Annotated in this window: 21 protein-coding genes and 1 tRNA gene; 3 read left to right on the forward strand and 19 right to left on the reverse strand. The window is 41.6% G+C overall.

Going from position 1 to position 23,954, the window contains the following annotated elements; all coding sequences use genetic code 11:
- Window positions 1-99 precede the first annotated feature (99 nt).
- On the reverse strand, window positions 100-534 hold the full coding sequence (locus ACESMA_RS16445) for a DoxX family protein (RefSeq protein WP_372949947.1): 435 nt from the start codon (window positions 532-534) through the stop codon (window positions 100-102).
- Between the two features lie 351 nt (window positions 535-885).
- Between ACESMA_RS16445 and ACESMA_RS16450 the strand changes: the two genes are divergently transcribed.
- Complete coding sequence (locus tag ACESMA_RS16450; RefSeq protein WP_372949948.1) at window positions 886-2,688, forward strand: SLC13 family permease; 1,803 nt, start codon at window positions 886-888, stop codon at window positions 2,686-2,688.
- An 82-nt stretch (window positions 2,689-2,770) separates the two neighbouring features.
- Window positions 2,771-4,177 (forward strand): nucleotide sugar dehydrogenase, encoded by a 1,407-nt coding sequence (locus ACESMA_RS16455; protein ID WP_372949949.1) that lies wholly within the window; start codon window positions 2,771-2,773, stop codon window positions 4,175-4,177.
- A 253-nt stretch (window positions 4,178-4,430) separates the two neighbouring features.
- On the opposite strand, the gene ACESMA_RS16460 is transcribed toward ACESMA_RS16455, so the two are convergent.
- The 16 genes from ACESMA_RS16460 to ACESMA_RS16535 all read right to left on the reverse strand — a co-directional run bounded on the left by ACESMA_RS16460 (window position 4,431) and on the right by ACESMA_RS16535 (window position 21,241).
- Entirely contained in the window at window positions 4,431-4,805 is a 375-nt protein-coding gene (locus ACESMA_RS16460; protein ID WP_372949950.1) for a hypothetical protein, read from the reverse strand.
- 119 nt (window positions 4,806-4,924) lie between these two features.
- Window positions 4,925-5,434: a GNAT family N-acetyltransferase gene (locus ACESMA_RS16465; RefSeq protein WP_372949951.1), complete on the reverse strand. Its 510-nt coding sequence runs from the start codon at window positions 5,432-5,434 to the stop codon at window positions 4,925-4,927.
- Complete coding sequence (locus ACESMA_RS16470) at window positions 5,431-5,922, reverse strand: hydrolase (protein WP_372949952.1); 492 nt, start codon at window positions 5,920-5,922, stop codon at window positions 5,431-5,433. The genes ACESMA_RS16465 and ACESMA_RS16470 overlap by 4 nt, the downstream gene beginning before the upstream one ends.
- Window positions 5,923-6,014: 92 nt before the next feature.
- Window positions 6,015-8,420: a heavy metal translocating P-type ATPase gene (locus ACESMA_RS16475; RefSeq protein WP_372949953.1), complete on the reverse strand. Its 2,406-nt coding sequence runs from the start codon at window positions 8,418-8,420 to the stop codon at window positions 6,015-6,017.
- 86 nt (window positions 8,421-8,506) lie between these two features.
- Window positions 8,507-9,073 carry a helix-turn-helix domain-containing protein gene (locus ACESMA_RS16480; RefSeq protein ID WP_372949954.1) on the reverse strand — a complete coding sequence of 189 codons (567 nt, stop codon included), beginning with the start codon at window positions 9,071-9,073 and terminating at the stop codon, window positions 8,507-8,509.
- Window positions 9,070-10,005, reverse strand: a complete 936-nt coding sequence (locus ACESMA_RS16485; RefSeq protein ID WP_372949955.1) for a T9SS type A sorting domain-containing protein — start codon at window positions 10,003-10,005, stop codon at window positions 9,070-9,072. The genes ACESMA_RS16480 and ACESMA_RS16485 overlap by 4 nt, the downstream gene beginning before the upstream one ends.
- Before the next feature lie 151 nt (window positions 10,006-10,156).
- Window positions 10,157-11,482, reverse strand: coding sequence for a citrate (Si)-synthase (locus ACESMA_RS16490; RefSeq protein WP_372949956.1), 1,326 nt, complete (start codon window positions 11,480-11,482; stop codon window positions 10,157-10,159).
- A gap of 35 nt (window positions 11,483-11,517) precedes the next feature.
- The gene (gene icd / locus ACESMA_RS16495; protein ID WP_372949957.1) at window positions 11,518-12,813 is read right to left on the reverse strand and encodes an NADP-dependent isocitrate dehydrogenase; all 1,296 of its coding nucleotides are present in this window, start codon (window positions 12,811-12,813) and stop codon (window positions 11,518-11,520) included.
- Window positions 12,782-14,011, reverse strand: coding sequence for an NADP-dependent isocitrate dehydrogenase (locus ACESMA_RS16500; RefSeq protein ID WP_372949958.1), 1,230 nt, complete (start codon window positions 14,009-14,011; stop codon window positions 12,782-12,784). Before ACESMA_RS16500 ends, icd begins: the two co-directional genes overlap by 32 nt.
- 12 nt (window positions 14,012-14,023) lie before the next feature.
- Window positions 14,024-16,282: an aconitate hydratase gene (locus tag ACESMA_RS16505; protein WP_372949959.1), complete on the reverse strand. Its 2,259-nt coding sequence runs from the start codon at window positions 16,280-16,282 to the stop codon at window positions 14,024-14,026.
- Between the two features lie 231 nt (window positions 16,283-16,513).
- Window positions 16,514-17,401 (reverse strand): leucine-rich repeat domain-containing protein, encoded by an 888-nt coding sequence (locus ACESMA_RS16510; protein ID WP_372949960.1) that lies wholly within the window; start codon window positions 17,399-17,401, stop codon window positions 16,514-16,516.
- Entirely contained in the window at window positions 17,398-18,114 is a 717-nt protein-coding gene (locus tag ACESMA_RS16515; RefSeq protein ID WP_372949961.1) for a DNA alkylation repair protein, read from the reverse strand. Before ACESMA_RS16515 ends, ACESMA_RS16510 begins: the two co-directional genes overlap by 4 nt.
- Window positions 18,101-18,796, reverse strand: a complete 696-nt coding sequence (locus ACESMA_RS16520) for a hypothetical protein (protein WP_372949962.1) — start codon at window positions 18,794-18,796, stop codon at window positions 18,101-18,103. Before ACESMA_RS16520 ends, ACESMA_RS16515 begins: the two co-directional genes overlap by 14 nt.
- Before the next feature lie 14 nt (window positions 18,797-18,810).
- Window positions 18,811-19,740 (reverse strand): alpha/beta hydrolase, encoded by a 930-nt coding sequence (locus tag ACESMA_RS16525; RefSeq protein WP_372949963.1) that lies wholly within the window; start codon window positions 19,738-19,740, stop codon window positions 18,811-18,813.
- Window positions 19,741-19,754: 14 nt separating this feature from the next.
- Window positions 19,755-20,222 carry a hypothetical protein gene (locus ACESMA_RS16530; RefSeq protein WP_372949964.1) on the reverse strand — a complete coding sequence of 156 codons (468 nt, stop codon included), beginning with the start codon at window positions 20,220-20,222 and terminating at the stop codon, window positions 19,755-19,757.
- Window positions 20,223-20,548: 326 nt separating this feature from the next.
- The gene (locus ACESMA_RS16535) at window positions 20,549-21,241 is read right to left on the reverse strand and encodes a hypothetical protein (protein WP_372949965.1); all 693 of its coding nucleotides are present in this window, start codon (window positions 21,239-21,241) and stop codon (window positions 20,549-20,551) included.
- Window positions 21,242-21,475: 234 nt separating this feature from the next.
- On the opposite strand from ACESMA_RS16535, the gene ACESMA_RS16540 reads away from it, so the two are divergent.
- Entirely contained in the window at window positions 21,476-23,353 is a 1,878-nt protein-coding gene (locus ACESMA_RS16540) for a hypothetical protein (RefSeq protein ID WP_372949966.1), read from the forward strand.
- Between the two features lie 83 nt (window positions 23,354-23,436).
- Here the strand turns inward: ACESMA_RS16540 and ACESMA_RS16545 are convergent, their stop codons facing one another.
- Window positions 23,437-23,685, reverse strand: a complete 249-nt coding sequence (locus ACESMA_RS16545; RefSeq protein WP_372949967.1) for a GIY-YIG nuclease family protein — start codon at window positions 23,683-23,685, stop codon at window positions 23,437-23,439.
- Window positions 23,686-23,808: 123 nt separating this feature from the next.
- Window positions 23,809-23,883, reverse strand: a tRNA-Asp gene (locus ACESMA_RS16550).
- Between the last annotated feature and the right edge of the window lie 71 nt (window positions 23,884-23,954).

Genomic DNA, 23,954 nt, shown 5'->3' on the forward strand with positions numbered 1-23,954 from the left:
GTCCTTTACTGGGCACGTTTCAAGAAAGCACTGTAAATTCGAAATTTATGGTGCTTTTTTTTGATTCCCCCACAAAAATTTAAAATCGAACATCAGGTTTTACCTTCGTCTTTTAATTCGTTTTCGACTCCAGAGATGGTCAACAGAGTATTTACCTCCGCCAGTGAAAAGCAAAACAAGATAAATCAGCAAAAAAAGAAGCGCTTTCTCTTTCCTTGAAAACGGATCATCGGCATGAACATGAAATGCAGCAACCGCCATGGTTACAATGAGCGGAATACTTGCCAGCCGCGTTCCCACTCCCAAAATAATAAAAAGAGAACAAACAAATTCAGCAAAAACGGCAAGTGCCAGCGAAACAGCCGCACTCAACCCCAATATGGAAGTAAATGAAATCGGTTCATCAGCGAAAAAACGCATCAGTTTTGGGTAACCATGTGTAAGCATCATCAGCGAAACTCCAACTCGTAAAAGGAGCAAAGCTGCATTTACATTTGAAAGCGGAAGCGTTTTTAAAAGCAGTTTATTCATCATGTATAAAGAATTTTAAATTTCGTATAAAAAATCAGCAAAATTTTAACAAACACTTTACCTTCAATGTTCTTTTGTGGTTGTCAAACAAAACAAAAAGTTGTATTTAAACCCTCAAACACAAAGAATAAGGGTTCAATTAAAAACAAATTTTATTCTCATTTTTTTCCTGTTCTTCATTTCATATTTATATTTGCCGCACTATTTTTTTAAGAAATATTATCGCTCAATTATTGTCCGGAAATTATAATACAGAACAATGCACATGCAACTGATAATGCGAAGCCATGTAAATACCACAGTAATTTTTATTGAATATTCCAAAATATTAATTCAAAATAGTACTTTTAGTTCATGACATTCGAAGCCTTAATTGTCCTTGGTGTTTTTCTTTTTCTGGTGGTTGCATTTTTAACAGATGCCATGCGCCCCGGATTGATTCTGCTTAGTGCGGCAGTAGTTTTTATGGCAACCGGTGTAATTACAGACCAGGAACTGATTGCCGGTTTTTCAAACGACGGGCTGATTACCATTGCTGTGCTGTTCCTTGTAAACGAAGGTATAAAACAGTCGGGATTGATGGCCCGGCTTGCCAAAGCTTATCTGCCAAGAAAAAGAAATCCGATGGCGTTTATGTTACCCCGTTTGATGTTACCTGTGGCATTCTTTTCGGCTTTCCTGAACAACCTGCCCATTGTTGTTAATTTCGCTCCTATCCTTATTCGCTGGGCCGAAATCATGAAACTTTCGTACAAAAAGTTTTTAATACCCCTTTCTTTTGCTGCCACTTTCGGAGGAATGTGTACGCTTATCGGCACATCGTCGAACCTGGTGGTACACGGGCTGATGCTTGAATCGGGGAAAGCAGGTTTTCACCTGTTCGAACTGGGCAAAATCGGTCTTTTTATTTCCATTTTCGGGTTAATTTACATGGCAGTTTTCGGAAACTGGCTTTTACCCGGTGAAAAAATCAAATTCGCCAAAAAACCATCCGAAGGTAAAGATTATTACTATAACCTTCAACTTACTGAAGGCAGTCAGTTGATTGGAAAGGAAGTAATAAACAATAAAATTGAAGGACTCGCAGGATTGAAGGTACACTCTGTTGCCCGGAACAATAAAATACTGACCCCCGGCATAAGCAGCATCAAACTGTTTAGGAATGACAATATTCTGGTAACCGGAAGTTCCGGCAATCTTAACTACATCCTCGCTCATAAAGAGGTTAAACTGAAGGGAATGGAATACCTCGGCCACGTAAAGCCAGAAAATCTGAAACAATATGAAGTAGTACTTTCGCCCAGGTTCCCGTGGCTGGGGCAAACCGTTACTGAATTCAGCTTTTTCGAGCAGTTTAATGCCGTTGTGCTGGCAGTTCACCGTAACGGTGAACGAATTACCGACAACCTCAACAATTTAAAACTGAAGGTAGGCGACAATGTGGTGCTGCTTTCCACCGAAAATTTTTACGAAACCTGGGGCTCCTCACAAATGTTTTACCTGGTGAACTACCTTCGTGATTTGCATCAAGATAAAGGTACCCGGGTAAAATGGCTGGCGCTCATTATTCTGCTGGCAATGGTGGCAGCCATTGTTATCAACGAAATTGTTTCCTATGGTTACGGCATGCGGCTGAACATTTTCTTTTATGTGGCAATTGCCGCTTTGTTGCTCATCTGGCTGAAAATTTTACCCCAACAGAACTACACCAAATCCGTAAGTTGGGATATGATTATTTCCATTGCTTCGGCTTTTGCAATAAGTAAAGGCATTCAGAATTCAGGAGTGGCCAATTTACTTGCGGCCGACGCTATAAGTATTGTACGATCCATCGGCCCCTCGGGAGTGCTGGCCATTATCTGGTTAATTACATCAGTGTTAACCGAAATTTTAACAAACAATGCAGCGGTGGCTCTGGTTTTTCCTATTGCAGCAATGGCAGCCCAGTTGCTTGGTGTTGATTCCCGTCCGTTTTTTGTAGCTATTGCCATTGCAGGTGCTTCCAGTTTTGTTACCGCCCGCGGATACCGCTCAAATTTGATTATTAAAGCCGTAGGAAAATATTCAGCAACCGACTTTTTGCGGGTTGGCACTCCTATGCAGATTATTGCATTTATTTTAAGCGTTTTACTTATCCCCTATTTCTGGCCGTTTTAAAAAAACATAAACCATCAGCAATTCAATTAATCATTTTCGCAATTTATCAATTTCCTTATCTTTGCCAACTAAAAATAAACACATGAATCACAAAGAAATCATCCTCTCAAAAATCGCCGCCAACAACGAAATTGTTGGTATCATAGGCCTCGGATACGTTGGTCTGCCTTTGGCGGTAAACTTTGCCGAAGCCGGCGTAAAAACCCTCGGGTTCGACAAAAATCCCGAAAAAGTAGACAGTATTAATCATGGAAAAAACTACATTGGCGATATCCGCGATGCCGTGCTTCGTGAAGTGGTAGTGGACAAGCTGAAGCTGTCGGCAACCACCGATTTTACCCGAATGGCAGAGTGCGACGCTCTTATTATTGCCGTGCCCACCCCACTCGATCGCTTCAAAAAGCCCGACATGAGTTTCATTGAAGCCGCCTGCACCGACATTGGCCGCTACATGAAACCCGGTACGTTCATCAGCCTCGAAAGCACCACCTACCCCACCACCACCGAAGAGGTGATGCTCCCGATTATAGAGGAAAACCTGAAAACCAATCCCCATTTCAAAGCTGTCATCCCGAACGAAACGCAGCACGGTGAGGGATCTGCCGATAACAACAGCAATTCCAACTTCAACCCTTCGGGAGGATTGAGTGAGGCTTTTTGGCTCGCCTACTCTCCCGAGCGCGTTGACCCGGGTAACAAATCGTTCCACACAAGGAACACACCCAAAGTACTGGGAGCCATGACTCCCGATGGTCTCGAAATAGGTGAAGTCTTATACAAAAAAGCCATCGACCATATACACGCTGTAAGCTCACCCCGCGTGGCCGAAATGGTGAAAATTCTCGAAAACACCTACCGGCTGATAAACATCAGCCTTATAAACGAGCTGGCGCTGCTGGCAGGTAAAATGGACATCAACATCTGGGAAGTGATTGACGCGGCCAAAACCAAACCGTTCGGATTCCAGGCGTTTTATCCCGGACCCGGCATTGGCGGGCACTGCATTCCTCTCGACCCGTTCTACCTGGAACACATTGCCAAAAAGTACAACTTCGATCTTTCCATGATACACACCGCCGGGCACATTAACATGCGCATGCCCCACTATATGTACATTAAAATAGCCACTGCCCTCAACCGTCACAAAAAAGCGGTAAACGGCAGCAAGGTGCTGTTCCTGGGCGTAGCTTACAAACCCAACATCAACGACGAACGCGAATCGCCTGCACTGGAAATTATGGAGATTGTGGAACACAAAGGCGGCGAAGTAATTTACCACGACCCGTTTATACCTGTGGCCCGCACCCACGATGGAAAAGCATACCACTCAGTTGAACTGACTCCACAAACATTGGAAAATGCTGACGTAGTAGTACTCACTACCAACCATGCTGCTTTCGATGTGGAATTCATTCAGCAACATTCCAAAATGATTGTGGATATGCGGAATATGGTGAAAGAAAGTTCTGATAAAGTTTACAAACTTTAATGTGATTTACCCCGTGAAATTATACATGAAATAATTTCACGGGGATTTCTTATTTTTTCCAATCTTTCAGTGCGGAAATACAACCAAGCACGCCAATATCAGCGCGAAGTAGAAGCAAGTCTCCAGCCACCCTTAGCTCCTTGCTGTAAATCTATTTTCATTGAACAAATGCTATAAAAATGGCAAATTTGTTTTCAAAAAAAAACCGGCATGACGAATCACACCGGTTTTTTTGATTTGAACAAACTCTAGTTTATTTTGAAGGTGTTGGGCAATTACCTCCGCTGCCATCGCGCAACTGCTGGCCGTTGCCTTTGTTACGTCCGGCTCCGCTTCCGTCGAGGCGACGTTGTCCGTTTCCGCTACCATCTCTTAAGCCGGAACCTTTACCCAGTCCTTTACCTTTGTCGCGACCAACACCCTGGCCGTTTCCCGGGCCAAGTCCTTTTCCGGGCTGGCTACCGTTGTAATTGTCACAGATTCCATCGTTGTTTGTGTCAACAAAACCGGATTGGGCTGTTTGGGTGGTTTGTACTTTTTTTGAACCTACATTTTGCGCTTCAGCAACATTTGTTCCGAGTAAAATAAATCCTCCAAGAACCATTAAAGACAAAAATAATTTTTTCATGTTTTCTATTTTTTAAATTGTTTGTAACCTTTGGACACAACAATCTGAAAATACTTGCACCAAAAATGAATTTATTTTTTAAAAAGCTTGAAAACAAGTTGTATTTTTCAAATTAATGGTTACTTATCGTCTTTCAGCAAAGCATACCTCACTTCGTTCCAAAGCCGGTTATTTTTGAAAATGGCTTTTTCAAATACGGCCTCTTTTTTAAAACCACACTTTTCCAGTACCCGCTGTGAAGCCGTATTGTACTCAAAAATACCGGTGTGAATGCGCACAATATCCAGATTTGCAAAACCGTATTCCACCATTTGTTTTACAGCCTGTGTCATAATTCCTTTTCCCCAGTAAGGCTCCCCAAGGAAATAGCCTATTTCGGCTGATTTCCGGTAAACATCGGTTTCCGGATGTAGCCCGATGTTTCCGACATATTCGCCATTGTATTCGATGGCAAATGCCTGAGTGGGGTTCTGGTCCATGCACATTTTAATAAAGTTTTCGGCATCGGCCAGGGAGTAGGGATGAGGAAATCCATCTCTCAAATTCACTGCTATTTTTATGTTATTTGCCAGGTCGGCCAGTCGCGGTGCATCATCCAACCGGAAGTGTCTTAGTTTTACTGAACTCATTTCTTTTCAATTTCTGCCACCAGCACCACGTAATTTTTGCCGTACTTTTTGGCGCATTTCGGGCAGGTGGTGTACCACATGTAGGTTTTAACCAGTTTGTAGTTTCTTTCTTTGCACCACAATTCAAAATTTTTGCTCCAGTTGCCGGTTTCCCTGAAAGGCCCTTCATACAATTTGGTAACATAAGTTCCGCTCATGGTCAGGCTTGTAGCATTGGGAATGACCTTGTCCACTGCCAGGTACAAATCCATGTTCCATGCTGAAGTGTGGTCAGAAAGACAGAGCCAGTCAGGAATTTTTGCCTGAGCATCTTCCACTTTTTTGTTCATTTTGCGCATGATGCTTCCAAAGTTTACCGGCATGTAAAACAACGTAAAAACGCTGTCTTTTATGAATTTTTTGTTTTCCCAGGTAAAGACTTTTTCATCCCACGGAGTCGGTTCGAATTTTGGGCAGCAGATGTCGTTTTCGGTTGGTTGCTGTGCCATGATGTTGATTTTTTGGTTATTAATTTTCTCTTTTTCCGTAAGTTGGAAAAAGCTCACTAAAGTTACAGAAAAATCAAATCATAACATCAACTTTATTTTTTCCACTTCAATCTGAGGCTGTTACTTACCACACTTACGCTGCTCATGGCCATGGCCGCCCCGGCAATCATCGGGTTCAGCAGAAATCCGGTAAACGGGTAAAGAATTCCGGCTGCCACGGGAATTCCAATGACGTTATAAATGAATGCCCAGAACAAGTTTTGGCGGATGGCCTTTACGGTTTGTTTGGAAAGTTTGATGGCTTCGGGAATTTTGTTTAAATCGGATGAGATGATGGTCATGGCGGCTACATCCATGGCAATGTCGCTGCCTTTGCCCATGGCAATGCTCACGTCGGCCTGTGCCAGCGCGGTGCTGTCGTTAATGCCGTCGCCCGCCATGGCCACTGTTTTTCCTTCGTTCTGCAGTTCTTTTATGAATTCTGCTTTTTGTTCGGGTAAAACACCCGCTTTAAACCTTTTGATTCCGGCTTGTGTGGCAATGGCATTTGCCGTTTGTTCGTTGTCGCCGGTAAGCATATATACTTCAATGCCTGCTTTCTGCAAACGGTTGATTGCAGCTTGCGAGGTTTTTTTTATGGTATCGGCAATGGCAATCACAGCCAGCGCTTTTTCTGAATCGGCAAACCAAATCACCGTTTTGGCTTCGTTGCTCCAGGCCTCGGCTGTTTCAAACAATGTGGCATCGGCTTGAATGTTGTTTTCGTCAAGCAACCGCTTGTTGCCCACAAACCATGTATTATTTTGCACCGATGCTTTTGCTCCTTTTCCGGTTATGCTTTCAAAATCAGCGAGCTGCAAAGTTTCCAGATTTCCGAAATAATTTATCACAGCCTCTGCCAGCGGGTGTTCCGATTGTTTTTCCATGCTGAATAGCATTTGTTTTCCGAAATCATCATAATTCAGCCACCGGATGTCTGTAACTTCGGGTTTCCCTTCAGTAATGGTTCCGGTTTTATCGAGTACCACCGCATTTACCTTTTTAGCCAGTTCAAGGCTTTGGGCATTTTTAATCAGGATTCCTTTTTCCGCGCCTTTTCCAATGCCCACCATAATGGCAGTTGGTGTGGCCAAACCGAGTGCACACGGACAGGCGATGACCAAAACGGTAATCATGGCCAGCAGTCCCTGGGTGAACCCGTTTTCGCCGCCAAAAATAATCCAGACCGCAAATGCCAGCAGTGCAATTCCCATCACCACGGGCACAAAAACGGCAGCAATTTTATCCACCAGTTTCTGCACCGGTGCTTTGCTTCCCTGGGCATCTTTTACCATTTGGATGATTTGTGCCAGCATGGTTTGAGCGCCCACTTTTTCGGCTCTGAACCGAAAACTCCCTTTTTGGTTGATGGTACCGGCAAAAACCGGATCGCCTTCTTTTTTCAGCACAGGAACCGGTTCGCCGCTCAACATGCTCTCATTTACAAACGAACTGCCTTCGGTAACTTTTCCGTCCACGGCAATTTTTTCTCCCGGCTTCACCACTATGATGTCGTTCACCTGCACATCCTCGATGGGAATTTGTGCCTGGTTTCCGTATTTTGTAATTACAGTTACGGTTTTGGGTTGAAGGCCCATCAGCTTTTTCAACGCAGCCGAAGTGTTTCCTTTGGCTTTTTCCTCCAGCAGACGGCCCAGCAAAATGAAAGTGATAATAACGGCAGCCGCTTCAAAATAAACATGGGCATGTAATCCCTGCCGGTGCCAGAACTCCGGGAACAGCGTGTTGAAAACACTGAATGTGTAAGCTACGCCAGTACTCAAAGCCACCAGCGTGTCCATATTTGCCGTGCGGTGTCTGGCCTGCTTCCATGCATTAATGAAAAAGTCTTTTCCGAACCAGAGCAGCACCGGAGTGGACAAAATCCACATGATTTCGTTGGCGTAAGGAATTCCCATAAAAAACATCCCGATGATTACCACCGGAAGTGAAAGCAAAGCCGCCCCGATGGTCCGTTTTTTTAACCGGCTGTATTTCTTTTGATGGATCTCCTCCAGCGTTTCCGTTTCGTTTTTTTCACTTTCAATAACCAGGTCGTAGCCACCGTCCTGCACCGCTTTTTTCAAACCGGCCGGTTGCACAAGAGTGGGGAGGTATTCAATCGAAACGGTTGCTGCTGCAAAATTAATGGCTGCATCAACAACTCCTTCCTGCGCTTTTAGAATGCGTTCGATGCTGGCCGCACACGAAGCGCAACTCATTTGTAAAACCGGGAATGTACGTTTTTCAGGTTTGATGCCTTTATCAAGTTCCTTTTTTGTTTTTTCTGCATTTGCATTTTCAAAAGCCAGTTTCACCGCGCCAAATTCCATTTTCGGGTGTGGCATTTTCATGGTGCTGAATCCGGTATTATTTCCGTGTTGCATACCGTTTCCTGAAATTAACGGCCGATTTTTCTGCTTTGCAATGTCCATTGAATTTTTATCGAAAGTTTCCATCTTCTTTTCTTTTTATTTGACTGATACAAAGATGGCGACAGGCCGGGGGAATTTTGTTATACAATTTTTCGGAAATATTACAAGATTTACACCTTGTCGAGCGGTTTGCGTTTTTGCACCCTTATATTTTTAAAATGACTGGGTGTGAGCCCGGTAACTTTTTTGAACTGGCTGCTCAAATAGGCTACGCTGGAGTAGTTCAGTTGCCAGGCAATCTCGCTGAGTGTAAGTTCATCATAAACCAGCAGCTCCTTTACTTTTTCAATTTTCTGGGCAATGAAATATTTTTCGATGGTGGTGCCTTCCACCTCGGTAAAAAGATTTGTGATGTAGTTGTAATCGTGGTTTAACTGACTGCTCAGGTAATCTGAAAGATTGGTTTGGAGCAGATTGTTTTGCCGGTGCACCAGTTCAATTATCAGGCTTTTTATTTTTTCAATCAGTCGGCTTTTTTTGTCGTCGATGAGGGAAAAGCCAAGTGTTTGCAGGTTTTTATCAATATTTGCCTTTTCGTCTGCCGAAAGTTCTTTTTCAAGTACAACTTCACCCAGTTCCACCGAAACAGGTTGATAGCCTAGTTTTTCAAGCTCTGCTTTTACCACCATTTTACAGCGGTCGCAAACCATATTTTTGATGTAAAGTTTCTCAATCATTGTTTTATTATTGTCCCAGTTTTTAAAAATTCGCCATCTTTTTCAATTTTGTATAGGTAAACTCCGGGTTTTAAAAATGAGATATCCATTTTGCTTTCTGTTACCGGTTTTGTAAGTGCAAGTTGACCTTGTGAATTGTATAACGAAAATGACAATCCGGGATAATACTCATCAGTAAGTTTAAAATGGATAAAATCAGTTGCAGGATTTGGAAAAATAACGGGATACAAGATGGAAACATCAGAAATTGCGCCTCCTACATCGTAACCACGGAGAACAATATCATCAATTACCCAGCCTTCTTTATTCGTATTTACTGCATCGCTTTTAAAACGAAAACGTATTACCGGCGAATCATAATTTACAGATGAAGCAGATTTTGTTCCGGTAAGCGCCACCCACCACCAATACAACTCTACATATTGCCAGCCGGCAGATTTTCCTGAAAATCCATATTCTCCTCCCTTAATAGTATCATTATAAAGTCCTATAAAGTTGGTGGCAATGTGATAATTATCGTTGATGATGTTTATCCATGAAGTGCCGTTGTCATAAGAAATTTCAATGACCCCACCATCAGTCAGAGAATCCGTATCATATCTATGATAAAAGGAGAGAATGGCTTCTCCCCAGTAATAATCGGGAATTGGCAGCTTTATAAGGAAATAGTCGTTACAATTTTCAGGATAAAAATTTACTGAATCAGTAATCATCACTCTTTTTCCTGTGTTAGCAGAATTGAAGATTGTTTTTTCAGGCTGTCCTATTTCCCAAACATTATTTTCGGGGTTGTTTATTGTGATTAAACTGTCCGGTGGTAAAAAAGTTAACGAATCCATATAAATCAAGTTGCCAAAGGGTTCGGCTATTTGAGCCATCAAATTTCCCGTGAACAACCACAGAGTAAAGTAAGTCAAGTATAATTTTTTCATTTTCAGGTTGAAGAATTTTGAAATAAATTTAGGGAAAGTTGAATTTCAACGCAACCTTTTAGAAGGAAATTTAATTTGAATTAGGTGGTTTTTGGAATTTATAAAAAAAGCCGGTTTTTCAACCGACTTTTCTTTAACCTGCAAAAAGTGTTTAACACTTTCTTTTATTTTCTCCTTTGTCCACCTGGTCGCGGAACCATTCCAACGGATGCGATGTTGGCCGTTCGATGGGCATTCCGTAAACGCGGTCGTTTGTAAGGGAGGCCAAAACTCCCAGTGCTCTTGAAACCCCAAACAATACAGTATAAAATGTATATTCCTTAATTCCGTAATGGTAAAGCAATGAACCACTGTAGGCATCCACGTTTGGCCACGGGTTTTTAATTTTTCCAATATTGGAAAGAATTGGCGGAACTACACGATATAACTGGTTTACAAGATTTACCAGTGGATCGTCTTTTATATATTTTTCAGCAAATTCCTGTTGGGCAGTAAATCGCGGATCAGTTTTGCGAAGAACAGCATGACCGTAACCTGGAATTACCCGTCCTTCTTCCAGCGTTTGTTTAATGTATGCTGCAACTTGCTCATCAGTTGGTGTTTCTGTATCCAGGTCTTCAATCATCTGGAACATCCAGTGTATTACATCCTGGTTCGCAAATCCGTGCAACGGGCCAGCCAATCCGGTCATGGCAGCCGCATATGCATAGTAAGGATTACTTAACGCCGAACCGACAAGGTGTGCAGTGTGTGCCGAAACATTTCCCCCTTCGTGATCAGCATGAATAACCATGTAAAGCCTGAACAAACGGCGTATATCTTCCGAATCCTGCCCCATCATGTGTGCCAGGTTTCCTGCCCAGTCGAGCCGCGGATTAGGTTCTATGTGTTTATCGTTGTAAAAATTGCGCCGGTAAATGTACGCAGCTAAGTGAGGTAACCGTGCAATCAGGTTCATCACATCTTCGTAAAACGAATCCCAGTAATATTTTTTGTTGACGCCGGCGCGGTAAGCTTTCTGGAAAATGGATTCGGTGGCCATTGAAAGAATGGCGGCGCTGAACTGTGTCATCGGCCTTGAGTTTTTAGGCATGGCATCAATTACATCGAAAACATGCTGCGGCACGTGTGCACGTGTGGCAAAATCTTTTGAAAGGTTAGTAACATCTTCCTGAGTTGGAATTTCACCAATCAGCATGAGGTAAAACAAACCTTCAGGAAGCGGTTCTCCGTCGGGTGAAATTTTTGGCAGTTTTTCACGCAACTCCGGAATGGAATATCCTTTGAACCGAATTCCCTCGTTTGGATCAAGCTTCGAGGTGTCGGTAACCAGCAATGGAATTCCCTTCATTCCTGAAAAAACCTGCCCCAAAGTTACCTGGGCAATTACTTTGTCTGAATATTCATTTTTGATTCGCTGAAACTCTTTCGAGCACTTACTTGCTTTTTGAAAAAAACGATACTTAATGTATTCCATACTCTTTATTTTTTTGATTTTTTATTAATTGTCTGTTAATGAATGTTTTTAATTATTTCGTCTGCAAAAGCAGAGGTTGAAAGTAATTTGGCGCCTTCCATTTGTGCATAAAGGTCAGAAGTTACTCTTCGTCTGGCAAATACATGTTCCATAGCATCGTAAACATGCTCGGCGGCTTCGTACCATCCTAAGTATTCAAGCATCATCACCCCTGATAAAATAAGTGAACTCGGATTTGCTTTTCCTGAGCCGGCAATATCAGGAGCGGTTCCGTGGGTGGCTTCAAAAATGGCGTATCCGTTCAAATAGTTGATGTTGGCCCCGGGTGAAATTCCAATTCCGCCAACCATTGCAGCCAACTGGTCTGATATGTAATCACCATTCAAATTCATGGTGGCAATTACGGAATGGTTATAAGGTTTTAATAATGATTCCTGTAAAAAAGCATCGGTAATTACATCTTTTATAATAACCTTTCCTGCTTTTTGTGCTTCTTCCAAAGCATTTTCAGCATCGAGCTGTCCTTTTTCATCTTTTATTTTCTCGAATTGGCGCCACGTAAAAGTTTGGTTGCCAAATTCATTTTCAGCCAAATCATATCCCCATATTTTGAATGCACCTTCGGTAAATTTCATAATATTACCCTTGTGCACCAAAGTTACTGAAGGAAGTTGGCGATGAATGGCGTATTGAATGGCAGCTCTGATTAACCGTTCAGAACCTTCTTTTGAAACAGGTTTTATTCCAAATGATGAGGATTCAGGAAACCGGATTTTGTCAACTTTCATCTCCCCTACCAAAAAATCAAGCAACTTTTTGGCATCCATTTCACCGGTCATGTATTCTATTCCGGCATAAATATCTTCGGTATTTTCGCGGAATATATGCATGTCAACCAACGATGGGTAGCGTATGGGGGACGGAACACCCTTGAACCAGCGCACCGGTCGCAGGCAAACAAAAAGATCAAGCGTTTGACGAAGTGCAACATTTAAAGATCGTATTCCTTCACCAACAGGTGTTTGAAGCGGTCCTTTTATTCCAACCAGGTATTCCTTAAATGCTTTAATAGTTTCATCCGGCAGGTAATTCCCGGTTTTACGAAAAGCTTTTTCGCCTGCCAATACTTCTTTCCAGATTATTTTTCGTTTCCCTGAATAGGCTTTTTCAACCGCTGCGTCAATCACTTTTTGCGTCGGACGGGTAATATCCCTTCCAATTCCATCTCCTTCAATATAAGGAATAACAGGCTGGTCGGGAACCCTCAGTTCTCCATTTGTAATTTTGATTTTACTCATTTCATGCTCCCAGTTTTTTTTGCAGGTTTTCATCCAATGCTTCCAAAAATCCCTGAGTAGTCAGGTAATGTTCCTCTTTCAGGTTTTTTCCGTGGATAATAAGCGCCAGGTCTTTTGTCATTTTCCCTGATTCTACGGTTTCAATGCAGACTTGTTCCAAAGCATTGGCAAAGTTCACCAATTCCTGGTTTTCGTCCAGTTTTCCCCTGAATTCCAATCCGCGGGTCCAGGCAAAAATGGAGGCGATAGGATTGGTTGATGTTGGATTACCTTTCTGGTGTTGCCTGAAGTGCCTGGTAACTGTTCCGTGCGCTGCTTCAGCTTCCATGGTTTTTCCATCGGGAGTAACCAGCGTTGAAGTCATGAGACCGAGAGACCCAAAACCCTGAGCCACGGTGTCACTTTGTACATCGCCGTCATAGTTTTTACAGGCCCACACAAATCCGCCCTCCCATTTCAGGGCTGCGGCAACCATATCGTCAATCAAACGGTGTTCGTAAGTAATGCCAGCTTCTGCAAATTTTTCCTTGTATTCATTTTCAAAAACTTCCTGAAAAATATCTTTAAAACGGCCATCGTATTTTTTCAGAATGGTATTTTTGGTTGACATGTAAAGCGGCCATTTTTTCAGTATTGCCTGATTCATACACGAACGGGCAAATCCGTAAATAGACTCATCTGTATTGTACATGGCCATAGCCACACCGTCGCCTTCAAAATGATACACTTCGTGTGAAATGGGTTCACTTCCGTCGTCGGGAGTGAAAGAAATGGTCAGTTTTCCTTTTCCTTTAGTTACAAAGTCGGTGGCCCGGTATTGGTCGCCAAAAGCATGACGGCCAATGCAGATGGGTTTTTTCCAGCCCGGAACCAAACGCGGAATATTTTTAATGAGGATAGGTTCGCGAAAAACAGTGCCGCCAAGGATGTTACGAATGGTACCATTGGGCGATTTCCACATGTGTTTTAATCCAAATTCTTCCACCCGCACTTCATCCGGGGTAATGGTGGCACATTTTACCCCAACTCCGTATTTTTGAATGGCATGAGCTGCGTCGATGGTAATTTGGTCATCCGTTTCATCGCGGCTTTCCATCCCAAGATCGTAATATTTCAATTCGATGTCGAGATAAGGCAGAATTAGTTTTTCCTTAATAAAATTCCAGATTACCCGTGTCATTTCATCTCCGTCGAGCTCTACCACAGGATTTTGAACTTTGATTTTTTGCATGTATCTACTTTTTTAATTTTGTTTTCTAATCAGGTTCAATGCCGAACCGGCTTTAAACCACTTTATTTGTTGCTCGTTGTAGGTGTGGTTCAGTTTTATCATGTCTTTTGAACCATCAGCATGAACAACCTCGAGGGTTAACTGCTTGCTTGTTGCGAAACTATCCAGATCAACAAAGTTAAAGGTATCATCTTCCTGAATCAGGTCGTAGTCTTTTTCGTTGTCGAATGTCAAACCAAGCATTCCCTGTTTTTTCAGATTGGTTTCATGAATTCGGGCAAACGATTTCACAATAACTGCAATAACACCAAGGTGACGTGGTTCCATGGCAGCATGTTCGCGCGAAGAACCTTCTCCGTAGTTGTGGTCACCTACAATTACCGTAGGAATATTTTTCGCTTTATAGGCACGCTGCACCTTCGGCACTTCATTGTATTCTCCGGTAAGCTGGTTTTTTACCTTATTTGATTGGTTATTGAACGCATTAATGGCTCCAATAAGCAGGTTATTCGAAATATTGTCGAGGTGCCCGCGGAACCGCAACCACGGACCTGCCATGGAAATATGATCGGTGGTGCATTTTCCCAATGCTTTAATCAGGAGTTTTGCACCTGAGATGTTTTTTCCATTCCATGGTTCAAAAGGTTCGAGCAACTGCAAACGATTCGAATCCGGTGCAACAACTACCGACACTTTTGAACCGTCTTTTGCGGGAGCCTGGTATCCGGGGTCTTTTACATCGAACCCATTAACCGGAAGTTCGTAACCTGTTGGCGGATCAAGCTTTACTTGTTCGCCCTTTTCGTTTTTCAATGTGTCGTTTACCGGGTCAAAATCTAAGCGGCCCGAAATGGCCAGTGCAGTTACCAACTCAGGCGAAGTTACAAATGCATGGGTATTTGGATTTCCATCGTTTCGTTTGGAAAAGTTCCGGTTGAACGAATGAACGATGGTGTTTTTTTCGTTTTTGTCGGCGCCGGGCCGGGCCCACTGGCCAATACAGGGACCGCAGGCATTGGCAAAAACTTTACCCCCCATTTGTTCGAAAATATCAATGTAGCCGTCGCGTTCAATGGTGTATCTGACCTGTTCTGAACCCGGCGTTATGGTGAACTCCGATTTTGCTTTCAATCCTTTGTCAACGGCTTGTTTGGCAATTGACGCGGCGCGTGAAATATCTTCATACGATGAGTTGGTGCAACTTCCTATTAAACCCACAGAAACATCAAGCGGCCAGCCGTTTTCTTTGGCTGCCTTTTTCATTTCTGAAACCGGTGTTGCCAAATCGGGAGTGAATGGCCCGTTAATGTGAGGTTCCAGTTCAGAGAGGTTAATTTCAATTAACTGGTCGAAATATTTTTCAGGATTTTTATATACTTCCGGGTCGGGAGAAAGTACATCTTTTAACTCATTAGCCATTTCAGCAACTTCAGTTCTTCCTGTAGCTTTCAGGTAGCGTTCCATACTTTCATCGTAAGCAAAAAGGCTTGTTGTTGCACCTACTTCGGCGCCCATATTGCAGATGGTCCCTTTTCCTGTTGCCGAAATCGATTCGGCGCCTTCGCCAAAGTATTCAACAATAGCTCCCGTTCCGCCTTTTACAGTAAGAATTCCGGCAACTTTCAGAATAATATCTTTTGGGGCTGTCCAGCCATTCAATTTTCCGGTTAATTTTACACCAATGAGTTTGGGCATTTTCAGTTCCCATGCCATACCTGCCATAACATCCACAGCATCGGCGCCCCCAACTCCAATGGCCACCATTCCCAAGCCACCGGCATTGGGTGTGTGTGAATCGGTTCCAATCATCATTCCGCCCGGGAAAGCATAATTTTCCAAAACCACCTGGTGAATGATTCCGGCTCCGGGTTTCCAAAAACCAATTCCATATTTGTTGGAAACCGATTCAAGAAAATCAAAAACCTCTTTGTTGGCATGGAACGCCACACTGAGGTCAGTTTTTCCGTCAACCTGCGCCTGAATAAGGTGGTCGCAGTGTACAGTGGAAGGAACTGCCGTGGTTTCCTTTCCTGAATTCATGAATTGAAGCAGCGCCATTTGTGCCGTTGCATCCTGCATAGCAACCCTGTCGGGAGCAAAGTCAACATAATCTTTTCCACGTCCGAAAACCTCCAGAGGTTGGGTTTCAAACAAGTGGGAATAAAGAATTTTTTCAGCATAAGTAAGAGGGCGATTCAGTTTTTCTCTGGCTTTTTTTACCCTTGTGGGCAAATGCTCATAAACTTTTTTGATTAAGTCTGCGTCAAACATGTTGGTATATTTTTATTTGTTGTTATTTATTTTCCAATTTACCACAAAAATCAACAATAATAATCGGCAAAAGTTCTGAATTTTGGTGCCGGTTTTTTTTGCGGTTCCAAATATAGAAAAAAAATGACAGAAGTCAGTTTTTCTGTCATGCGTATGTGTTTGAACCGGAAAAAGAAGTAGTAAAACGAATTGGGGTTTGAGTTTTACTTTTTGAGAATCCGGGTAAAAATCTTAAATGTCAACGTCTATGTCCAGTTCTTCAAGACGATTAATTTGATCGCTGCTGATTTTATTGCCACTGAGGTTCACATATTCCAGAAGGGGAAGTTCAAGAATTGGTTCAATATCGGTGATTTTATTGTCACTCAAATCTAAAATTTTCAAATTTATCAGGTTTCCCAGTGCATCGATTATTTCTATCCTGTTGTTTGCCAGGTTTAGTTCCTCAACCACCCGCAAATTTTCCATGGGTGTTAAATCAACAATATAATTGTCCGACAAATCGAGATTTTTGGTATGAACGCAATACTGAATGCCATCGAGATTTCCGATGTCGGAAGCCGAAAGTTCCAGTTCATCCAAATCTTCGAGGTACCAGGTAGGAAATTCCTTTTTTGTTTGGCCGTAATACCTGATTTTTATGGCATCATACAACGTCAGTTTTTTATTTTTCCTGAAGGTTTCCTGTTCAGTGTCGCTTGTGTTTCTTTTTTCATTAACCACTGTAAATCCTTCGCTGTCAAAATCCCAGTCATAAACCGGTGAATAGTCAATATCTCCGATGCTATCCAGCGCCGATTCAATTTCCTCTATTCTTTCAAGTTTCAAAATATGCGAGTATTCCAGTAATTGATCGAAATTTCCTGTGTCTGCCAGCCTTGAAATTTCAGATCGGTGAAATTCACCCCGGTCGGGATGATACAACATCATAAATTTTGCAAATCCTTTGCCGTTTTCATCAACTTCAATCCATACAAATTCAGATAATATCTCAGCAATTGTTTGAAGTGATGAGAATTGCTGGTTTTTGTAAAAGTTGATTAATATTACTGAAATCCGGTTGAGATTTTCGGCTGAATAGGCAGCCAAAAGTTTGTTTTTAAGCTCTTTCAGATTCATTCTTTTATCATTGCTTTTTTCTTCAATTCTTCAGGCATTTTTTCGATGGCATAACGCAGTGCGTTACGGGGCATCAGCATTTTGTTCTGCATCACAAACTCAAAAACCTGTTGTTGGTTGGCCTGGCTGGCAGCTTTTAGCATCCAGCCGTAACCTTTCTGAACCATATCATCTTTATCAGTGAGCAGAATACCGGCAATTTCAAAAATATCGGAGAGAAACATTCCTTTCCGGGCGGGAATAATAAGTGAAACTGCCGAGGCACGTTTTACCCAGCGGTTTTCGGAGTGCGCAAATTCTTTCAGTTTTTTAATAAATTCAGGATACATCATCACAAAATTGCCCACCGTGTGGTTGCAAAGCGTATCGCACGATGCCCAGTTGTTCACATAGTTTTTTATCCATCTCTCGAACGTTTCAAAATCTGCCGGTTCAAACTGTTTTTTTAACCGGTCGGACCAGTCGCAGGCTATAAATGATTCTTCCAAAAATCCTGACTGCCAGAGCAACTCACACAAGTTGAAAATTTCGAATTTTGGCTTGTCTTTCACTTCAGAAAAAAATTCTTTACTGATTTTTTTTACGGTTGCTGCTTTTACGCCATGCACCGTTATTGGTTCCTTAAAATAGCGCTGACTCCCCGCTCTTGTTTTTTCATCGCTGTTTTCGATGAGGGTTTGGCGGATTTGTGCGATTAAATTATTTGTCATCATATAAATTCTTTTTTCTGAAATATTGAAGTAGAAATATATCAATAACCAAAACCAGCAAATTCCAGACAATAAGTGCAGTAAAACCGGCTGGAGAAAACAGCCAGTTCATATCAACAGATGTTAAAATGGCAGACACACAACTGCTTATTCCGTTAATGAGAAAAAGAATTTTAAGTGTGCTTTCCAATTTTCCATTTTCGAAAATGAATGCCATAAAAATGAACGATAATCCAATGCCTCCCCAGCCATACATTTCGAGCGCCCAGGCGAAAGAACCCGGATTGGCCATGGAAAAAGCAGCCAGAATAAACGCCGTTTCAGGCGGATTGTTGGCGGCAAGGTAGGGAACATAAGTGGTTTGTATAATATAGTTCAGAAAAACAATGGCTGTAAAAACAATATTGATTGCAAGGCCCGACAACGCCCAAATCTTTTTTGTTTCATTTGAAGTGAGATACAAGACCAAAAATGTGAGTAAAGACCCGATAACCAGAAAATAGCCACAGAAAAAGGTAGCGGTTTGCAGCGGATGAAAAGATTCGATAAAAAGATCGGGACTTTGCCACAGCGGCTGCGGATAGAAAATAGCCGTCAGAACCGGAAATACAAGACCGGAAAAAATAATTCCGAAAATGTTCAGATAAACAGCGTTTCTGCCAAAGCGAGCAAGTTTTGAATTCATTTTTTATAATTTATTCAGTTAATTGTTTTTAAATGAATTTTTACAAACTCCACAATTTCATTCATTGCTTCAGTGGCTTCCGGAAACATGGGAGCCAGCAACGGATAACAGTGTATCATGTTTTCTCCTGCCCTGAAAGTAACAACAACACCTGCCTTTTTTGCTTTCAGACTAAAATTTTTTCCGTCATCAAACAATTCGTCGCTATCGCCCGAATTGATAAAAAGCGGAGGCAGCCCTTTTAAATCGCCAAACAACGGCGAAATAAGCGGGTGGCTGGCAGGCTTCCTTCCACGGTAATGTTTACTGAATACATGCCAGGAATTTAGCGGCGCTGGTGACAACCTGTTTTTTGTATTGTACGATTCCCCGGAACAGGTCAGGTCGGTCCAGGGCGAAATGGCAACGGCTGCAGCAGGCAAAGAAATATTCATTTCTTTTAGTGCAAGTAATGTTGCCAGGCACAATCCACCTCCTGCCGATTCGCCAGCCATTAAAATATTTTCAGGTTGATATCCCGAAGCCAGCAACCAGCCATAAACCTTAACTGAATCGTTCAAAGCTGCCGGAAAAGGATTTTCCGGAGCCAGCCTGTATTCAAAAATGAGATTTGTTACACCGGTAAATTGTGCAAATTTCGAAACAAATCCCCGGTGGTCGCTGCATGAACCTGAAACATAACCACCACCATGAACATATAAAATCAGTTTTTCAGGATTTGCCCCTGCCGGAATTAACCATTCTGATTTAATTCCTTCGATTTTTTGCTCCTTAAGTTGAATGTTCTTTGGAATTTTTGCATACCTGGCCGCTCCTTTTTCGCAGTCTTCCCTGAACTTTTTAATGGAGGTATCCATTGTGAATGTTTCCTTTTTCAGTTTTCCGCGAAGGAAATGACTGTTTCGCACTACAAAATTAAAAACCTGGCCTTTAAAACTTGACATGACATCTGATTGATTTAATCACTGATATGATTTGTTTCGGTTGTAAAATATTTTTGAATCCGGGGCAGAAGGGAGGTTATTATTATGAGCATTCCAACCGCAGCAATGACAGGCTGCAATATAAAATACGATGTAAAAAGTTGCTGAACAATTATCCAAATGTTGGTAACAATTCCGCTGTAAAGCGCATAAGTCCAGCCCCACCGTTTTTCAGGCAAACAATTTAATGCGGAGATAAACCCCGGTTTCTTTTTTGAAAACAATCCAATAATTGCAATGAAAGGTAAAACTCCCATAAATAATAACAGTAAAATTCCGGGAATCAAAAAGTTTGTGAACGGTGACTTTTCCAACCATGCCGGATTAATTTTAAGCAATGATCCGTCAGGTTCAAGTATGAAAGAAATTCCACCATAAAATGCGTTTGCGGCAAGAAGTACCAATAGAATAACTAAAATCCAGGTTTCAAAAGGCCGTTTCATTTGATCCGTTTTTTGATGGCATCAAAAATAACTCAAATTGTAATGATTTGTAAATTGTTAGGCAAAATATTTAGATGGAATTAACAAGAAATTTGGTGGGCAAAAACGAAATGATTAAAATAGGAAAATGATTTCCGGTTTTTTAAGAAAGTCCTGAAATGAAGAAGGATGGGCTCAACAACCCATCCTTTTCTCATTAAACTAACTAACCTAACTAAACCTAAACTTATGAAAATAAACGTACCACAAATATAACGGCAGTTTTGGTTTTTACAAAGTCTTAATTGTTAAATCATGTTAAACCATTTGATTTCCGAAAAAAAGTATTACTGGTCTATAAAAGTATAATGAATTGTTCCCTTTTGAGGGTTTGGCGCATCGGAATCGGCATTAAAAATTGTACGGGAAGCAGCAGCTTTTGCGTAAAGGTAAATTTGCTCATCGCGAATAGCCGGATTTTTACGTGGCTCTGCTTCAATTACTCTTCCCTCATTGTTAACTGCAATATCAACTATAACCAGGCCTCCGCTCTGGGTAAGATAAACAGGAATGGGTAATCTTAAATGATACCGGTTTTCAAGGTAATAAACAATATTACTTTCGCCGGTATAAACAACATTTTCAATTGTTTCAGGATCCATTCCTTCCGTAGTTTGTTCGGGCATTTCAATATCTTCGAGATTAACTTTTTCTTTTGAAAGCTGGTTATTGACATCAGAAACCAATTGTCTGGCAGCTTCCACTTCGCGCATGTAATCTTCGTCGAAAAATTCTTCAGTTTGTGCAAGCCTGTTTGATGCTACATTTGTACGGTTGCTTTGTGTTTGCGACATTGGGGATGCTGCCTCATTCGGAACCGGCTCCCCATCCTGCTGATTTTCCTGTTCATCAGGTTCCGGCTCGGGCAAAATATCTGGAAATTCTATTAGCAGTTCCTCCTCCTGAACTGTACCTTTCATATCAATTTCAGCCAAAAGAAATAACGAAATCAGCAGGATATGAAAAATAAGGGTTCCCATAACCCCGTAAATGTTTCGTTTGTATATTTTATAAAGTTTTCCCACAGGGCAAAAGTATAAATTAACTCATAATTCCCGGTGAGAACTAACGAAAGAAAAAACGTTGTATTGCAGGATTTCGGGCAAATGAAAAAGATGGCAAACCAGTCTTTAACTAAAATTAACAGCTTTCTCTCCTTCTTTAAGTTTTTAAAATAGTTATTTTTCAGGGCAAAATTCAACAGGCTTTTAACATTGGTAAAAAGAGAGATATCTGGAATTTGGAGCCGTGGCACTAATCATTTAGTGCAGGTTTTTTTTGTATTGATTTTGCTGTTGCCGTTTCATCGGGCAAAAGCACAGTCAAACGAAAAGGACAGCCTTGCTTTGGAGAATATCAACGGTAAATACGAACAATTTTATGATAGCCTTGAGTACAAAGCCAAACAAAAAAAACTGACTCGTATTATTTACGATTTTTTGGTTTCGCCACCCCGCCCTTATGTTGACAGAGAAGCAGTTTCGAAAGAATATTACAGTCAGATGGAAGGGAAAATTATTTCAGAGATTTCCATCCAGCCACTTGAAGTTTTCGGTCCCACATTTGAAGATACATCGCGAATTGCAAAATCGTGGCTTGAAAAAACAGCCAACACACTGCATTCCAAATCAAATTTAAACACCATTGAACGAATGCTGCTTTTTGATGTGGGTGATTTTATTGATCCTGAAATGCTGTATGAAAATGAACGTATTATAAGATCGTTACCCTATATTCAGGATGTCCGAATTATTTTGGAAATGGATTCGGTTTACAGGGGATTGGTGAAGGTACATGTACTTACAAAGGATCGTTTTTCAATAGGTGTTTCGGGTGGTGTTGACGGGGGAAGTTCCGCAGCACTTGAATTATACAATCAAAATATTTTTGGTGTTGGGCACGAAATCTCATTCAATTTTGTGGGGCATTTAAACCGGCAGCCTTATACCGGGCTTGAAACTTTTTATAAGATAAACAATATTAGAGGCAAGTTCATAGATATTTCCGGAGGATATATGAATACTTACAAACGGGAAGGCTTTAGCCTGATTTTTGATAAACCATTTATTACGCCAAGTGTAAAATGGGGTTTTGGGGGAGCGGCTCTTCGCATGTACCGGACTGATCGTATTAATGAAACACATCCTATCCAAACTGCCGTTCCAATGGATTTAGCTTTTTTTAATGCCTGGGCAGGAAGAAATTTTCAGATAAAGCCCAATCATTTTCAGAATTCGCAAATGGTTATTTCTGCAGGAATAAACAATAGTACATATTTTCACCGGCCATCACCCTCTGATGATGGGTTGCAATATTTTTCAAACAGTACCTTTTATCTGGCAGGAATTACTTTCTCGCAGCGCCGCTACCTGCAAGACCAGTTGGTTTACAGTTATGGTGTAACAGAAGACATTCCCGAAGGTTTTAAAAACGAATTGGTTTATGGTTTTGACGCCAACGAATTTGGTGACCGGCACTATGCACATTTGTTTCTTTCAAATGGAAATCTTTTGGTTAACAGACAGGGGTATTTGTATTTGTCGGGCGGAGTGGGCGGATTTTTCAAGAACAACGAATATGAACAAGGTCAGATACAAAGCAGCCTTAATTTTATTTCGAGGCAGGTTCATGCCGGACGGAAGCGATTCCGGCTTTTTGTGCGGGCAAACTACCTGTTGGGAATTCGCCGGTTCGAAATTGAAAACCTGAATTTAAACCGGAATGACCATATTCGAGGATTTAGAAGTCAGGAGGCATTGGGGAAACAACGGTTAAGTGTAGACCTTGAATATGTGCTTTTTTTGCGCCAACAATTTTATAAATTTAATATGGCAGTTTATGGATTTGCAGATGTAGGAATTATTGGTTCGAATAAAACCTTGATTTTTACTGAAAATTATTACAGCGGATTAGGATTTGGAATGCGCATCCATAACGAAAACCTGGTGTTTAAAACTTTTCATCTGAGGCTGGGGTTTTATCCTTTTCATCCTTCGGATATGAATTTTACCGGCTTTATTTTAGAAGAACAGCTTAAAAAAGGTTTTTACAGTTTTCAGCCCACAGCTCCCCAACCATTAAGGTTTGAATAAATTTCAAACAAAAAAAAGCAACTCATTTGAGCTGCTTTTTTGCGGTGCGGATCCCGAGTACTCGGGAAACCCGAGACCAACTTTTATTTGCTGATAATCAGTCTTTTGTAGAACTCTCTGTTTCGTTGTTTTTTTAGGAATTTTTCCCGCTTTAAAGCCTCGGTACGAGAATCAAAAGATTCTGAATAAACTAACTTCCAGGGCATTTTTTTGGAAGTATATCTTGATTTTCCGGAATTGTGATACTGCATCCGTTGCTCTAAATTGGAAGAATATCCTATATAGAAACTTTCATCCAATTCGCTTTCTAATATGTAAACTGTAAATTTCATCCCCAAAAAAAGCAACCCAGTTAAGCTGTTTATCGCGTTGCGGATCCCGAGGTTTCGGGAAACCCGCGACCAGCAGCTACTTTTTCAAACAAAAAAAAGCAACTCATTTGAGCTGCTTTTTTGCGGTGCGGACGGGACTCGAACCCGCGACCCTCGGCGTGACAGGCCGATATTCTAACCAAACTGAACTACCGCACCATTTTTGTTTATTTGAAGAACTCCCTGTTTCCGGTGTTACCGTTTATAAAGGTGCTGCAAATATATACTTT

It is taken from the genome of Mariniphaga sp. (assembly GCF_041687215.1).
GTDB lineage: Bacteria > Bacteroidota > Bacteroidia > Bacteroidales > Prolixibacteraceae > Mariniphaga.

Excerpts from the sequence above, each read along its gene's own strand:
- ACESMA_RS16485 (WP_372949955.1), bottom strand. The coding sequence starts at position 10,005 with ATGAAAAAATTATACTTGACTTACTTTACTCTGTGGTTGTTCACGGGA.
- ACESMA_RS16470 (WP_372949952.1), bottom strand. The coding sequence starts at position 5,922 with ATGGCACAGCAACCAACCGAAAACGACATCTGCTGCCCAAAATTCGAA.
- ACESMA_RS16500 (WP_372949958.1), bottom strand. The coding sequence starts at position 14,011 with ATGCAAAAAATCAAAGTTCAAAATCCTGTGGTAGAGCTCGACGGAGAT.
- ACESMA_RS16490 (WP_372949956.1), bottom strand. The coding sequence starts at position 11,482 with ATGGAATACATTAAGTATCGTTTTTTTCAAAAAGCAAGTAAGTGCTCG.
- ACESMA_RS16505 (WP_372949959.1), bottom strand. The coding sequence starts at position 16,282 with ATGTTTGACGCAGACTTAATCAAAAAAGTTTATGAGCATTTGCCCACA.
- ACESMA_RS16525 (WP_372949963.1), bottom strand. The coding sequence starts at position 19,740 with ATGTCAAGTTTTAAAGGCCAGGTTTTTAATTTTGTAGTGCGAAACAGT.
- ACESMA_RS16460 (WP_372949950.1), bottom strand. The coding sequence starts at position 4,805 with ATGAAAAAATTATTTTTGTCTTTAATGGTTCTTGGAGGATTTATTTTA.
- ACESMA_RS16510 (WP_372949960.1), bottom strand. The coding sequence starts at position 17,401 with ATGAATCTGAAAGAGCTTAAAAACAAACTTTTGGCTGCCTATTCAGCC.
- ACESMA_RS16535 (WP_372949965.1), bottom strand. The coding sequence starts at position 21,241 with ATGGGAACCCTTATTTTTCATATCCTGCTGATTTCGTTATTTCTTTTG.
- ACESMA_RS16520 (WP_372949962.1), bottom strand. The coding sequence starts at position 18,796 with ATGAATTCAAAACTTGCTCGCTTTGGCAGAAACGCTGTTTATCTGAAC.
- ACESMA_RS16475 (WP_372949953.1), bottom strand. The coding sequence starts at position 8,420 with ATGGAAACTTTCGATAAAAATTCAATGGACATTGCAAAGCAGAAAAAT.
- ACESMA_RS16480 (WP_372949954.1), bottom strand. The coding sequence starts at position 9,073 with ATGATTGAGAAACTTTACATCAAAAATATGGTTTGCGACCGCTGTAAA.
- ACESMA_RS16530 (WP_372949964.1), bottom strand. The coding sequence starts at position 20,222 with ATGAAACGGCCTTTTGAAACCTGGATTTTAGTTATTCTATTGGTACTT.
- ACESMA_RS16465 (WP_372949951.1), bottom strand. The coding sequence starts at position 5,434 with ATGAGTTCAGTAAAACTAAGACACTTCCGGTTGGATGATGCACCGCGA.
- ACESMA_RS16545 (WP_372949967.1), bottom strand. The coding sequence starts at position 23,685 with ATGAAATTTACAGTTTACATATTAGAAAGCGAATTGGATGAAAGTTTC.
- ACESMA_RS16455 (WP_372949949.1), top strand. The coding sequence starts at position 2,771 with ATGAATCACAAAGAAATCATCCTCTCAAAAATCGCCGCCAACAACGAA.
- ACESMA_RS16445 (WP_372949947.1), bottom strand. The coding sequence starts at position 534 with ATGATGAATAAACTGCTTTTAAAAACGCTTCCGCTTTCAAATGTAAAT.
- icd (WP_372949957.1), bottom strand. The coding sequence starts at position 12,813 with ATGAAAACCTGCAAAAAAAACTGGGAGCATGAAATGAGTAAAATCAAA.
- ACESMA_RS16450 (WP_372949948.1), top strand. The coding sequence starts at position 886 with ATGACATTCGAAGCCTTAATTGTCCTTGGTGTTTTTCTTTTTCTGGTG.
- ACESMA_RS16515 (WP_372949961.1), bottom strand. The coding sequence starts at position 18,114 with ATGATGACAAATAATTTAATCGCACAAATCCGCCAAACCCTCATCGAA.